The organism is Streptomyces sp. NPDC004658, assembly GCF_040609555.1.
Lineage (GTDB): Bacteria > Actinomycetota > Actinomycetes > Streptomycetales > Streptomycetaceae > Streptomyces.
This window is the reverse complement of the sequence record NZ_JBEXKG010000016.1, coordinates 71567-84559: the sequence shown is the minus strand read 5'-3', so window position 1 is coordinate 84559 and position 12993 is coordinate 71567. Positions and strand designations below refer to the sequence as shown.

Here is a 12993-nt window from a genome sequence, read left to right as displayed (position 1 = left end):
CGTGCCGCCCCAGCCCTCCTCCGGCGAGCGGGCGCCGCGGCCGGCGGAGCGGGAGCGGCCGAAGGGGCTGCGCCGGGTCGTGCCGCGCCCGCGCCCGTCCGAGCCCGAGCCGCCCGCCGCGCGCGACACACCGGCCCCGCCGCATCTGGCCCCCGCGCACGAACTGGGGGACGCCACGGCACCGCCCGACTGGTGGCGCGTCGGCACCGCGGGCCCCCTGGCCGACGCCGACCCGGTGCCGGGGTTCGTCGGCGGCGTGGAGATCCCGGAACTGCTCAAACGGCCCCCGCAGGCGGCTCCCGCGGAGAAGGCCGAGCCGGTGGCGGAGCCCGCCGAGGCCGCGCCGGAAGCGGCGCCCGCCCCGCGCCGCCGCCTGCTCCCCGTCCCGTCCGCCGGCTGGTCCAACCCGCTCCTGCTGCTGGCCGCCGCCGCGCTGGTCGCCGGCGCCGTGCTCGGCAACTGGTTCGCGCTGCTCCTCGGCTGGGCCATCGCCTACGGCTCCCGGCGGCTGACGCCCGCGGAGACCAAGTGGGCGGTGATGGTCCTGCCGGGCACGGCGGTCGCGGCGGGACTGGTGTGGCTGTGGGGCCGCAACGAGGGCCGCTGGGGCGACCCGATCGCCCAGGGCCACATGAACGACGCGGTGAGCGCCACCTGGCCCTGGGTGGTGAGGGGGGCGGCGCTCGCCTCGGCGGCCTACCTGGTCTGGCGCTCCCAGCGGAAGGGGTAGTTCCGCGCGCTCCCCGGCAAGCGGTGGCCGACCCACCCAAGGGGCGCGGGGACTGCGCGACCAGCCCCCACGCACCCGCACGCGACAAAGCACCCTCGCCCCCCGAACCCCACCCGGCCGAACCACCGGAGGCACCCGGCACAATGGCCCGCATGGCCTCCTCGCTGACCGTCGGTTTCGACCTCGACATGACCCTCATCGACTCCCGCCCGGGCATCCGTGCCTGCTACCTGGCCCTGGCGGAGCGGACGGGGACGTTCATCGACGCCGATCTGGCGGTGACCCGGCTCGGGCCGCCGCTCGCGGAGGAGCTGATCCACTGGTTCCCGGCCGAGGAGGTGCCGGCGGTGGCCGACCTGTACCGGGAGATGTACCCCTCCATAGCCATCGCGGCGACGCCCGCCATGGAGGGCGCCCGGGAGGCGGTCGACGCGGTGCGGGCGGCCGGCGGACGGACGATGGTGGTGACGGCGAAGTACGAGCCGAACGCCAAGCTGCACCTGGCCCACCTCGGCATCGAGCCGGACGTGGTCGTCGGCGACCTGTGGGCCGAGCAGAAGGCGGCGGCGCTGCGCGAGTACGGCGCCGGCGTGTACGTCGGCGATCACGTCGGAGACGTCCGCGGCGCCCGTGCGGCGGGTGCGTTCTCGGTCGCCGTGGCGACCGGCCCGTGCCCGGCCGACGAGCTGCGCGCGGCCGGTGCGGACGTCGTCCTCGCGGACCTGTCCGCGTTCCCCGCGTGGCTCGGCGGCTACCGCGAGGCGCCCGGCGCCGCGTCCCTCGCCTGACGCCGGCCGGCGGCGACGGACCGCAGGACACCCGCGCCGGCCACGAGGAATCCGACGGCCATGAGCATGCTCAGACCGAACATGTACGTCGGAAAAGGCTTCGCTCCGAGGAACAGCGGGGCCACCGTGACGAGGGTGGCCACGGCCCCGAGGAAGAAGACGACGGCACCGGCGCGGATCAGTCGGTCACCGGGCGCGGCGGAATTCGTTTGGGTTTTGTCACGCACCGGACCAGGGTAGTTCCCTGCGCGAGAGAACAACCGGGGGACGTCTTGTCACCCGCCCCAAGACCATTAGCCTTGGTACCGGCGGGTCATGGTCGACCCGCCCCAGTGCTATCAAGAGCCGTTTCCGAAGTAGTTTTCCGACGAGTACGAGGACGAGGACAGACGTGCCTACCGGCAAGGTCAAGTGGTTCAACAGCGAGAAGGGCTTCGGCTTTCTCTCCCGCGACGACGGCGGTGACGTCTTCGTCCATTCCTCGGTTCTCCCCGCCGGAGTCGATGCGCTCAAGCCGGGACAGCGCGTGGAGTTCGGTGTCGTCGCCGGTCAGCGCGGTGACCAGGCACTGTCGGTGATCGTGCTCGACCCGACGCCGTCCGTCGCCGCCGCCCAGCGCAAGAAGCCGGACGAGCTGGCGTCGATCGTCCAGGATTTGACGACCCTTCTCGAGAACATCACGCCGATGCTGGAGAAGGGCCGTTACCCGGACAAGGCGTCCGGCAAGAAGATCGCCGGTCTGCTCCGCGCGGTCGCCGATCAGCTGGACGTCTGAGCCGGAACCGGAGCCGGGCCCGCATTAGGGGAAAGCGAGCGCGTCCGGGCCGAGGGGCGGCACCAGCCCCTCGGCCGCCGCGCGCGTGAGCAGTCCCCGGACCGCCGCGTAGCCGTCCTCGCCGAGGTCGGCGGTGAACTCGTTGACGTACAGCCCGATGTGCTGGTCGGCGACGACCGGGTCCATCTCCTGGGCGTGTTCCATGACGTACGGCCGGGAGGCCTCGGGGTCGTCCCAGGCGGCCCGTACGGAGGCCCGGACGGCGTCGGTGAGCCGGCCGAGCCGCTCGGCGCCCAGCGACCGCTTGGCGATGATCGCGCCCAGCGGGATCGGCAGCCCGGTGGTGTGCTCCCAGTGCTCGCCCATGTCGGCGAGCTTGTGCAGCCCGTAGTTCCGGTAGGTGAACCGGGCCTCGTGGATGACCAGGCCCGCGTCCACCTTGCCGTCCCGTACGGCCGGCATGATCTCGTGGAACGGCATGACCACGATCTCGCCGACCCCGCCCGGCAGGGTGTCCGCGGCCCACAGCCGGAACAGCAGGTAGGCGGTCGACCTCTCGCTCGGCACCGCGACCGTACGGCCCGTCAGGTCGGCACCGGCCTCCCGGGTGAGCACCAGCGGTCCGCAGCCCCGGCCCAGCGCACCGCCGCACGGCAGCAGCGCGTACTCGCCGAGGACGTACGGCAGGACGGCGTACGACACCTTCAGCACGTCGAACTCGCCGCGCTCGGCCATGCCGTTGGTGATGTCGATGTCGGCGAAGGTCACGTCCAGCGCGGGGGCGCCGGGGACGCGGCCGTGGGCGAGGGCGTGGAAGACGAAGGTGTCGTTCGGGCAGGGGGAGTACGCGATCTGCAGCGGTTCAGCGGTCATGTGCGTTCCAACTCTCCAATGCGGGCGCGAGTTTCCCGAAGCCCTCGGTGAGGGCGGCGAGGGCGTCACCGATGCGCCAGGCGGCGCGGTCGCGGGGCCCCACCGGGTTGGAGACCGCGCGGATCTCCAGCACGGGCACGCCGTGCGCCGCGGCGGCCTCCGCCACCCCGAACCCCTCCATGCCCTCGGCGAGCGCGCCGGGGTGCCGGTGGCGCAGGACGGCGGCGCGGTCGGCCGTGCCGGTCACCGTGGAGACGGTCAGGATCGTGCCGGTCCGGGCACCGGTGGCCCCGGACGCGACTCGTACGAGTGGTTCCGGCGGACGGTGGGTGACGGTCCCGAAACCGAGTTCCGTGACCGGCAGGAAACCGTCGGCGGTCTCGGCGCCCAGGTCGGCGACGGTGATCGCGTCGGCGACGACGAGCGAGCCGACGGGCGCCGCGGGCGGGAAGCCCCCGCCGATCCCGGCCGAGACGACCAGGCCGTAGGGCCGGCCGGCCAGCGCGGCGGCGGTGAGGGCGCCGGCGGTCGTGGCGGCGGCGAGCGCCGGGCCGACCCCGGCCGCGAGCAGGTCCCAGCCCGCGGCCGTACGGACCAGGGACGCGCCCGGCAGCCGTACCTCCTCGTCCGGCGCGGGCAACGCCCGGGCCACCGCGTCCCGCTCGACGGCGACCGCGGTGGCGACGAGGACCGGAAGAGACGTCGTGATCAGGCCTTCTTCAGCTTGAAGGACCACATGCCCTTGTTCGTGTTCTCGCCCATCCGGATCGACAGGGTGTTGGTGTTGCCCTGGGTGCCGTACTGGACGTTGAAGAACGCGCTGCTCGGGATCGTGCGGTACGTCTCCTTGCTGGAGTCGCTGAACTGGCGGCCGTTGACCAGCACGATCCAGCCCGCGTCCGCGATCTTCGGGTCGACGCCGATGCGGACGGTCTCGTCCTGGCCGACCTTGATCGACTTGACGTCGTCGGCGTTCTTGACGCACTCCTTCAGCGACTTCTCGTCCAGCGCCTTGCCGTCGTTGTAGCAGACGGCCTCGGAGTTGACCGAGTGCCCGCCGACGGTGATCGTCGCGACGGGAGTCGGCTTGTCGCAGGCCGACAGGACGAGCAGTCCGGCGGAAACGGCGCCGGCGGCGGCGACGACGCGGCGGCGTCGCGCAACGCGGGGTACATCAGCGGCTTCGCCGCGGGGCAGCGTGGTCATGGCCGAAGGCTATCGGGCGTCCGGAGCCGCCCGCCCACGTGGGGTACGGCGTGCCCGGTTCGTTACGCCACGCGTGCCCGTGCCCCCGCGGCGTCACGCCGCCGGGGCCTTGGTCCGGCCGCCCTGCCGGGCCGAGGCCAGCAGACCCTTCAGCGTGCTCAGCCAGCCGGCGGCCACGAACGCGGCCCCGACCAGCAGCCCGGCCGTGCCGTTGAGCGGCATCACGATGCCGACCGCGCCGCCGAACACCCACGCCATCTGCAACAGCGTCTCCGAGCGGGCGAACGCCGAGGTCCGCACCAGTTCGGGCACGTCCCGCTGGATCAGCGCGTCCAGCGCCAGCTTGGCCAGCGCCTGCGCGAACCCGGCGACCGCGGCCAGACAGGCCACCAGGAACGCCCCGAAGAAGAGGGCGGCGACGACCGCCGTGCCGAGCACCACCGCGACGACGGTCACGATGATGATCTCCGGCGCCCGGGAGCGGAGCCAGGCCCCCACGGCCGTGCCGAGGGCGTTGCCCGCGCCCGCCGCGACCCCCACTATCCCCAGCGACACCGCCGCGCTCTCCCCGGTCAGCGGGTGCTCGCGCAGCAGGAAGGCGAGGAAGAAGATCAGGAAGCCGGACAGGCAGCGCAGCGCGGCGTTGGCGCCGAGGGCGTGCGTGACGGCGGGCCCGACCGTCCGCAGTCCCGGCCGCTTCACCTGCCCCCGGTGCGGCCCGTGCAGATGCTGCTCGTCGGCCGCGAGCAGCGCCACGTCCTCGCCCTTGGCCGAGTCCACCTTGGGCGGCAGGGAGAACGACAGGAACGTACCGGCGACGAAGATCACGAAGGCGCCGTAGAGCGGCCACGGATCGCCGAGGGCGTGCAGCCCCGCCGCGACGGGCGCGGCGGCACCGGTGGCCAGCAGCCCGGCGAGGGTCACCCGGGAGTTCGCCTTCACCAGCGAGAACCGCGGCGGCAGCAGCCGTGGCACCACGGCACTGCGGACCACTCCGTACGCCTTGGACGCCACCAGCACGCCCAGCGCGGCCGGATACAGCTCCAGGCTGCCGGTCGCCACCGCCCCCGAGATGATCAGCGAGAGCAGCGCCCGCGCCAGCATCGCCCCCGCCATCGCGGCCCGCCGCCCGTGCGGCAGCCGGTCCAGGAGGGGGCCGATGACGGGCGCGAGGACCGTGAAGGGCGCCATGGTGATCGCGAGATAGAGGGCGACCCGGCCGCGCGCCTCGTCGGTCGGCACCGAGAAGAACACCGTGGACGCGAGCGCCACGGTGACCATCACGTCCCCGGCGCCGTTCACCGCGTGCAGCTCGATCAGCTTGCCCAGACCCGACTCACCCGCGCCGTGCGCGTGCGTGGCCCTGCGGATGCCCCGGGCCGCTCCGGTCACCGGAAGGTGCAGGGCACGGCCGACCGAGCGGACGGCACCTCCCACCCGGCCCGAACCGCCGCCCCGACCATTCGCCCTGTCCGCGGCTGCCACGACGTTCATAGTGCCCCGAGATACGGTCGGATAGTGCGGATCGTTCGGGTGTGGCGGCACACGACTCCGGTCGGCGCAGGCAGAGGGGCGGGTGGGAATATGCACGAATCCCGTCCGGTGTAGCGTGCCTATCTCAGCCATAACGCAGAATGGATGGCAGAGGTGCGCCCAGGCGCGCGGATGCAGACGTCGATGCGGTCCCCAGGTCCGCTCCGTCGGCGAAACCGCCGGAGGCAGCCGCACTCGACGAGACGGCGTAGGAGAGAAGCGATACCTGTGAGCGCAGCGACAACGCGAAGCCGCACCCCCGACCGCCTGTGCGCCGAGGCCGTCGACCTCGCCCGCGCCGCCGCCGAGGAGGCCGCCGCGCCCGGCGTGGTCGGCGAGCACGCCGGCCTGGTGTCGGAGGGCGACCGCGTTGTCACGCACTTCTTCGAGTGCAAGGAACTGGGCTACCGCGGCTGGCGCTGGGCGGTCACGGTGGCCCGCGCCTCCCGCGCCAAGGTCGTCACGCTCGACGAGGTCGTCCTCCTGCCCGGCCCCGACGCCCTCCTCGCCCCCGAGTGGGTCCCGTGGAGCGAGCGCCTGCGCCCCGGCGACCTCGGCCCCGGCGACCTGCTCCCCACCGACCAGGACGACCTGCGCCTGGAGCCCGGCTACACGGGCGAGGAGGAGCCGCCGCCGAACTCGGTGGTCTCCGAGGAGATGCGGGAACTGGCCGAGGCGGAGGACGCCGACGTCACGCCGGGCGCCCCCGCCGCCCAGCCGACCGCCCCGTCCCGCGGCTCCATCGCGTCCGTCGCCGAGGAACTGGGCATGCGCCGGGCCCGCGTGCTGTCCCGTTACGGCCTGCACAGCGCCGCCGACCGCTGGGAAGAGGCCTTCGGCCCGAAGACGGCCATGGCCCAGGCGGCCCCCGCCACCTGCATGAGCTGCGGCTTCCTCACCCCCATCGGCGGCTCCCTCGGCCAGGCCTTCGGCGTCTGCGCCAACGAGTTCTCCCCGGCCGACGGCCGCGTCGTCTCCCTCGCCTACGGCTGCGGCGGCCACTCGGAGGCGGCGGTCATGCCGAAGCCCCCGCAGCCGGCCGCCCCGGTGGTCGACGAGACCCGGGTCGACCCCTTCCCGCTGCGTCCCGCCCGCGACTCCGGCTCGGTCCCGGAGGCCGGCGACGACGAGACGGCCGAACTCGGCCACTCCTGACCCCGCACGCGCACCTCGGCCCACACCGTCTTGCGCGGTGAGGGCCCGGGCGCCGTACCCCAGCGCTCCGCCAGCGCCTCCACGAGGAGCAGCCCCCGCCCGCTGTCCGCGTCCGCTGCGGGACGCATCGGCTCGGGCAGCCGGTCACCGCGCGTGTCGGTCACCTCGATACGGAGCGTGTCCCCGACGGCGTACAGCGTCAGCCGGAAGTCCCGGCCGGCCACCCGGCCGTGACCGGCCGCGTTCGCCGCGAGTTCGGCCACGATCAGCTCCGCCGGGTCCAACGGAAGCCCCCACGACCGCAGTTGCTCCCTGGCGAGCAGCCGGGCGAGACGGGCCCCGCGGGGCGTGGGGGAGAGCCGTGCCGTGAAGTTCGGGACGGGGGTGGAGATGTGGGTGGAGATTTCCTGGTTCACATCACTCAGAGTGGCCGTGCCTGCTACCTCTGAACAGTGACGACGCGGTTGCGTAGGGTCACTGTCCAGCGCGTGTCCGGGGGTGTCCGGGCGTGTCGAGAAGGGGGTGCCGCGGGGTGAGTGAGGAAGAGGAGCCGGGCTGGGAGATCGAGCCGGACGACGAGTGGGGCGTCGCCGTCATCGCCACCGTCGGCCGCCAACTGAGGCTGCGCCGCGAGGCGGTGGGTATGCGCGCCGCCGACTTCGCCAAGGCCGTGGGCTACAGCGAGGACATGGTCTACAAGGTCGAGTCCGGCAAGCGGATCCCGAGACCGGAGTACCTCGACAAGGCGGACAAGGTCCTGGACGCGGGTGGGTTGCTCGCGGCGATGAAGGAGGACGTGGAGAAGGTCCGCTATCCGAAGAAGGTTCGGGCTCTGGCGGAGGTGGAGGCGAAGGCGGTTGAGCTCCAGCTGTACGACCCGCTGAACATCCATGGGCTGCTCCAGACACCCGAGTACGCACGGGCGTTGCTCCTCATGCGACGCCCTGCGTACAGCAGTGAGGAGGTGGAGCGGTTCCTGTCGGCCCGGATGGCTCGCAAGGCGGTCTTCGAGCGGGACCCGGCGCCCGAGATCAGCTTCGTGCTGGAGGAGTGGACACTGCGGCGACCGTTCGGAGGCAGGGAAGTACTGCGGCGCCAGCTGGAACACATCCTCGCGGCAGGGCAGTTGCGCGGTGTCGAGCTTCAGGTGATGCCGATGGACCGCGAGGAGCACGCCGGCTTGGCCGGTGGTATCGAGGTGCTCAAGTTCGCGGACGGCTCGGCAGTGGGTCGCTCGCCGGCAGTGGCCAACGGCCGACCGGTGGAGGAACCCAGGCACCTCCGTATCCTTGAGCTGCGCTACGGCATCATCCGGGCGCAGGCGCTCACTCCCCGTGAGTCGACGACCTTCATCGAGGAACTGCTGGGGGCACCATGATCCGTTGGTTCAAGAGCAGCTACAGCAGCAGCAGTGAAGGCGACTCCTGCGTCGAAGTCGCCCTGGACTGGGACGCCGCCCCCACCCCTTCCACCATCCACATCCGCGACTCCAAGCAGCACGACGGCCCCCGCCTCACCGTCGCTCCCTCCACCTGGACGGAGTTCGTCTCGTACGCCGCCCGGCGCTGAATCAGCCGGTGAGGCTCGCCTCGTGGACGGTGTCGAGGCTCGCCTCCTTGCCGGTGCGTTCCAGGCGCAGGTGGGCCGAACGGCCGTGCAGCGTCAACGTCATGAGCTGGTTGCCGAACCACGGCCCGCCCCGCTTGCGCCACCGCACCGGTGGCCGGGGGGTGCGGCCGTGCCGGGCGAGCAGGCGGCCCAGGAGGCGGGCCGGCGCGCTCCAGCCGACGTGGAAGCCGATCCGCAGGGCCGCCGGCACGGAGTTGTGCACGGGTGAGCAGGTGAGCTGGACGACGGGGACACCGAGGTCGCCGGAGCGCCAGGTGGCCTCGGCGATGTAGCCGTGGTGCACGTCCCCGGACAGGACGCACACGCTCGCCGGGGCGCCCGGTGCCGCCGCGACGTCGGCTATGAGGCCGGCGAGGTCGGCGAAGGAGCGGGGGAAGGCCGCCCAGTGCTCCAGGTCGGCCCCGCGGCGCAGCCACTCGCCGAAGCGGGCCCAGCGGTCGCCGCGTTCCCCGGCGCACAGGGCCGCGTCCCAGCCCTCGGTGTCGTGCACCAGGTGCGGCAGCAGCCAGGGCAGGGAGGTGCCGATCAGGAGGTGGTCGTAGGCCCCCTCGTCGGCGAGGACCTGCTCGCGCAGCCAGGCGGCCTCGCCCGCGTCCAGCATCGAGCGGCGGCTCTCCTCCAGGACCCGCGCGGCCCGGGAGTCGACCATCACCACCCGGACCCGGCCGAAGTCGCGCCGGTAGCTGAAGCGGACCGTGGAGGAGTCGGCGTCGGCCTGTTCGGCCAGGGCGCGCAGCGCCTTCGTACCGTCCGGGGTGGCGCGGACCGTGGCCCAGGTCGGGTCGTCGGCCAGTTCGGCGGGGGAGAGGTTGCCGATGTGCTGGTGGACCCAGTACGACATCAGGCCGCTCAGCAGCCGTTCCTGCCACCAGTCGGTGGCGCGCATGTCGGCGAGCCAGGCGGCGGAGGTGTTCCAGTCGTCCACGATGTCGTGGTCGTCGAAGATCATGAAGCTGGGCACGGTGGACAGCAGCCAGCGGACCTCCGGGTCGAGCCAGGACTCGCAGTAGAGGTGGCAGTACTCCTCGTAGTCGGCGACCTGGCCGCCGGGCGGCTCGTCCAGGTTCCGGCGGGCGGCCAGCCAGCGCCGGGTCTCCTCGGAGGTCTCGTCGGCGTACACCTGGTCGCCCAGGAGCAGCAGGACGTCGGGGCGCTCCGCGTCGGGGTCGGCCGACAGCCTGCGGGCCAGGGTGTCGAGGGCGTCCGGGCCGACCGGGTCCTTGCCGTCCGCCGGGGGCGCGGCCCAGCGGCACGAGCCGAACGTGACGCGGACGGCGTCGCCGGCGCCGGGCGTGCGGATGACGGAGGGCGGGAAGCGGGAGTCGGGCAGCGGCCATACCGGGGCGTCGTCGAGGAACACCTCGTAGGAGGGGGCGGTGCCCGGTTCCAGCCCGGTCACCGTGACCAGCGCGTAGTGGTGCCCGGCCACCTGGAAGGTGGCCGCCGTGCCGCCCGCGCCGCCGGAACAGCTCACCCGCGCCGTGCAGGGCCCGCTCGCCTCGACCCACACGGTCGCGCAGGAGCCGTCGGTGTACCTCAGCAGGGGTCCCAGGCGCAGTTCGGCCATGTGATGCCTTCCTGTCTCGCACGGTACGGAAAGGAACGACCCCAGCGACGGTACAGGCGTCTGGGACCCGTCCGGGCGGGCACGTGAGAGAAGACCGGGCGGGCGGCCCCGGTGAGCGGTGAGACGGAGAGGCGGTGTCGTGGCCGGGCACGGGCGGACGACGCGGGCGCGGGAGACCCACGGCAGGGCGGGCGAGGACGACCTGCTGCGGGGGTTCGAGGTGGACGACCGGCAGCCGGAGCGGCCGGTGCTGCTGGACGCCGACGGGCGGCCGGTCGAGACCTGGCGGGAGAACCACCCCTACGACCACCGGATCGGCCGGCGCGAGTACGAGCGGACCAAGCGGATCCTCCAGATCGAACTGCTCAAGCTCCAGCGCTGGGTGAAGGACACCGGGCAGCGGATCGTCGTGGTGTGCGAGGGGCGGGACGCGGCCGGCAAGGGCGGCACCATCAAAAGGTTCACCGAGCGGCTGAACCCCCGGGGGGCCCGTGTGGTGGCGCTGGACAAGCCGACCGAGCGGGAGGCGGGGCAGTGGTACTTCCAGCGGTACGTGACGCACCTGCCGGCCCGCGGGGAGATGGTCTTCTTCGACCGGTCCTGGTACAACCGGGCCGGCGTCGAGCGGGTCATGGGGTTCTGCACGGAAGACGAGTACCGGCAGTTCCTGCGGCAGGCCCCGCTGTTCGAGCGGCTGCTCACCGACGACGGCATCCTGCTGGTGAAGTTCTGGTTCTCGGTGTCCCGCGCCGAGCAGCGGACCCGGTTCGCGATCCGGCAGGTCGACCCGGTGCGCCGCTGGAAGCTCTCCCCGACCGACCTGGCCTCCCTCGACCGCTGGGACGACTACACCGCGGCCAAGGTCGACATGTTCCGGGCGACCGACACCGCGCACGCGCCCTGGACGGTCGTGAAGAACAACGACAAGCGGCGGGGCCGGCTGGAGGCGATGCGCAGCCTGCTGGACCGTTTCGACTACCCGGCCAAGGACCGCGAGGCGGTCGGCAGCCCCGACCCGCTGATCGTCGGAGCGGCGGACACCCTGCTCGAACCGGGTGAGGAGCCCACCGCCCTGTCGCCGACCCCGCTGGCCGGACCGGGCGGCGGACCCGGGAACCACCCGGACCCGGAGGCGACGGCCGGCCGCGGCCACACGTGAGGAGGAACCCGGACCATGGGGACGGTGGTACACGTCCCGCAGACGCGGGACATGATCGGGGACGAGCTGTCCGGCGACGAGGCCTTCACCGCGCTGCGGCGCTACGGGGGCGCGCGCCTGCTGCTCGACGCCTTCTCCCGGTTCCGCTACGCCGACGGCTTCACCAACGCCCGCGCCCTCGGCTTCCAGATCGTGCTGGGTATGGTGCCGTTCACCATCGCGCTCGTCGGCCTCGCCTCGGCCGCGCACACGGAGAGCGTGGGGCGGATCATCGAGCTGACCCTGGGCAGGATCGTGCCGGGCGCCAGCGCCGACGTGGTCCGGGAGGCGCTGCGCGGCACTCGCCGCGGCGCCGGCTCCGACGCGTGGAGCACCCTCGCGCTCTGCCTGGGCCTGGCCTTCTCCGTCCTCAACCTGGCCTCGGCCATGGGCCAGGTGGAGCGGGGCGCCAACCGGATCTACGGCATCGAACGGGACCGGCCCTTCCCGCGGAAGTACGGCAGGGCCGTGCTGCTCGCCTTCGCCGCCGGCGTGCCCATGGTGCTCGGGTTCCTGGTCCTGGTCGCCGGCCGGGCCGTGACCGCCGCGACGACCGAGGCGCTGGGCGTCTCCGGGCCCCCGGCGTGGTGGGGCGCCCTGGAGATCCCCGTGGGCACCGCCCTCGCCTGGATCGCCTCCGCCGTCATCTTCCGCTGGTCGCCGCGCCGGGACCAGCCCGGGTACACCTGGCTGGCGTTCGGTTCCGCCGTCCACCTGGTGCTGTGGGTCACCGCGACCTGGCTGCTGACGCTCTACGTCTCCCGCAGCGGCTCCTTCGGCGCCGTGTACGGCCCGCTCACGGCCTTCGTGGCCCTGCTGCTGTGGGCCAACCTGACCGGGATCGCCCTGTTCCTGGGCATCGCCTTCGCCGCGCAGCTGGAAGCGGCCCGCGCCGGTCTGGGCCGGGCCGTCAAGCCGGACCCGGGCCCGGGGCCCTGAGAGCCGGGCCCGGTGCGCGGGTCAGCACTTCCCGCGGGTCAGGACTTCACGATGCGGCGCACGTTGTCGACCGAACCGCATCCGGCCTTCAGCTGACGCTCGCGCTCCTGAAGGAACGCCGCGCCCAGCTCCTCGCGCCGCTCCATGGCCACGTTCTCGCGTGCCCCGTTGAGGATGGTGCGCTCCTCCTCGTCGGCGTGGTGGGTGACGGCCTCCACCAGCTCCTCCAGCTTCTCGTCCCACTCCTCGGAGCCGACCTCGTCGGCCTCCAGGAGGGCCAGCAGGGCCTCGTTGCCCTCGTCGTGCTCGTGCTCGCCGTGCTCGACCTCTTCGTCGTCGATGTTCTTGTACCGCTTCAGAGCGGGGTAGACCTCGGCCTCCTCGGCCAGCGCGTGCGCGATCAGCAGGTCCGCGAACTCCTCCAGCGCGGCGGCACGGTCGGCCTCCACGCTGCGCATCAGACGGAACAGGTCCTCCATGCGCCGGTGGTCCTGGAGGATCAGCTCGACGACATCCCGGGTTTCGGCCATGGGACGGGCACCACTTTCGTACGTACGGCACTACCGTGCCGGTGGATGGGTCTCTACCGCCTACCCCCGC

The 12993-nt window shown here is 73.0% G+C and carries 15 protein-coding genes and 1 pseudogene; 8 read left to right on the top strand and 8 right to left on the bottom strand.

Annotation, left to right across the window (positions count from 1 at the left end):
* Together ABZV94_RS09290 and ABZV94_RS09285 are read left to right on the top strand one after the other, a co-directional pair.
* A partial coding sequence (locus tag ABZV94_RS09290) for a hypothetical protein (RefSeq protein ID WP_356338843.1) occupies positions 1-730 on the top strand: 730 nt, incomplete at its 5' end.
* 143 nt (positions 731-873) lie between these two features.
* Entirely contained in the window at positions 874-1518 is a 645-nt protein-coding gene (locus ABZV94_RS09285) for an HAD family hydrolase (RefSeq protein ID WP_356338840.1), read from the top strand.
* Here the strand turns inward: ABZV94_RS09285 and ABZV94_RS09280 are convergent.
* Complete coding sequence (locus tag ABZV94_RS09280; RefSeq protein ID WP_356338838.1) at positions 1482-1745, bottom strand: hypothetical protein; 264 nt, start codon at positions 1743-1745, stop codon at positions 1482-1484. The genes ABZV94_RS09285 and ABZV94_RS09280 overlap by 37 nt on opposite strands.
* 164 nt (positions 1746-1909) lie before the next feature.
* Between ABZV94_RS09280 and ABZV94_RS09275 the strand changes: the two genes are divergently transcribed.
* The gene (locus tag ABZV94_RS09275) at positions 1910-2293 is read left to right on the top strand and encodes a cold-shock protein (RefSeq protein WP_014673396.1); all 384 of its coding nucleotides are present in this window, start codon (positions 1910-1912) and stop codon (positions 2291-2293) included.
* A 24-nt stretch (positions 2294-2317) separates the two neighbouring features.
* Here ABZV94_RS09275 and ABZV94_RS09270 read toward each other — a convergent pair whose 3' ends face one another.
* The 4 genes from ABZV94_RS09270 to ABZV94_RS09255 all read right to left on the bottom strand — a co-directional run bounded on the left by ABZV94_RS09270 (position 2318) and on the right by ABZV94_RS09255 (position 5866).
* Entirely contained in the window at positions 2318-3166 is an 849-nt protein-coding gene (locus ABZV94_RS09270; RefSeq protein WP_356338836.1) for a 1,4-dihydroxy-6-naphthoate synthase, read from the bottom strand.
* Positions 3156-3902, bottom strand: coding sequence for a futalosine hydrolase (locus ABZV94_RS09265; protein WP_356338834.1), 747 nt, complete (start codon positions 3900-3902; stop codon positions 3156-3158). Before ABZV94_RS09265 ends, ABZV94_RS09270 begins: the two co-directional genes overlap by 11 nt.
* The gene (locus ABZV94_RS09260; protein ID WP_356338831.1) at positions 3875-4372 is read right to left on the bottom strand and encodes a DUF2771 domain-containing protein; all 498 of its coding nucleotides are present in this window, start codon (positions 4370-4372) and stop codon (positions 3875-3877) included. Before ABZV94_RS09260 ends, ABZV94_RS09265 begins: the two co-directional genes overlap by 28 nt.
* A 93-nt stretch (positions 4373-4465) precedes the next feature.
* Positions 4466-5866 carry an MFS transporter gene (locus ABZV94_RS09255; protein WP_356338829.1) on the bottom strand — a complete coding sequence of 467 codons (1401 nt, stop codon included), beginning with the start codon at positions 5864-5866 and terminating at the stop codon, positions 4466-4468.
* A gap of 267 nt (positions 5867-6133) precedes the next feature.
* On the opposite strand from ABZV94_RS09255, the gene ABZV94_RS09250 reads away from it, so the two are divergent.
* On the top strand, positions 6134-7060 hold the full coding sequence (locus ABZV94_RS09250) for a DUF3027 domain-containing protein (RefSeq protein ID WP_356338826.1): 927 nt from the start codon (positions 6134-6136) through the stop codon (positions 7058-7060).
* Between the two features lie 74 nt (positions 7061-7134).
* Here the strand turns inward: ABZV94_RS09250 and ABZV94_RS09245 are convergent.
* Positions 7135-7476 (bottom strand): annotated as a pseudogene (locus ABZV94_RS09245) (ATP-binding protein); the annotation flags it as partial.
* A 116-nt stretch (positions 7477-7592) separates the two neighbouring features.
* On the opposite strand from ABZV94_RS09245, the gene ABZV94_RS09240 reads away from it, so the two are divergent.
* The gene (locus tag ABZV94_RS09240; protein ID WP_356338825.1) at positions 7593-8438 is read left to right on the top strand and encodes a helix-turn-helix transcriptional regulator; all 846 of its coding nucleotides are present in this window, start codon (positions 7593-7595) and stop codon (positions 8436-8438) included.
* Positions 8435-8629, top strand: coding sequence for a DUF397 domain-containing protein (locus ABZV94_RS09235; RefSeq protein WP_356338822.1), 195 nt, complete (start codon positions 8435-8437; stop codon positions 8627-8629). Before ABZV94_RS09240 ends, ABZV94_RS09235 begins: the two co-directional genes overlap by 4 nt.
* Before the next feature lies 1 nt (position 8630).
* On the opposite strand, the gene ABZV94_RS09230 is transcribed toward ABZV94_RS09235, so the two are convergent.
* On the bottom strand, positions 8631-10256 hold the full coding sequence (locus ABZV94_RS09230) for an alkaline phosphatase D family protein (RefSeq protein WP_356338820.1): 1626 nt from the start codon (positions 10254-10256) through the stop codon (positions 8631-8633).
* A 139-nt stretch (positions 10257-10395) separates the two neighbouring features.
* Here ABZV94_RS09230 and ppk2 point away from each other — a divergent pair, with 139 nt between their 5' ends.
* Positions 10396-11415, top strand: coding sequence for a polyphosphate kinase 2 (gene ppk2 / locus ABZV94_RS09225; RefSeq protein WP_356338817.1), 1020 nt, complete (start codon positions 10396-10398; stop codon positions 11413-11415).
* 15 nt (positions 11416-11430) lie between these two features.
* Entirely contained in the window at positions 11431-12393 is a 963-nt protein-coding gene (locus ABZV94_RS09220; RefSeq protein ID WP_356338815.1) for a YihY/virulence factor BrkB family protein, read from the top strand.
* A gap of 38 nt (positions 12394-12431) precedes the next feature.
* Here the strand turns inward: ABZV94_RS09220 and ABZV94_RS09215 are convergent, their stop codons facing one another.
* Entirely contained in the window at positions 12432-12923 is a 492-nt protein-coding gene (locus ABZV94_RS09215; RefSeq protein ID WP_356338813.1) for a hemerythrin domain-containing protein, read from the bottom strand.
* Positions 12924-12993: the final 70 nt, after the last annotated feature.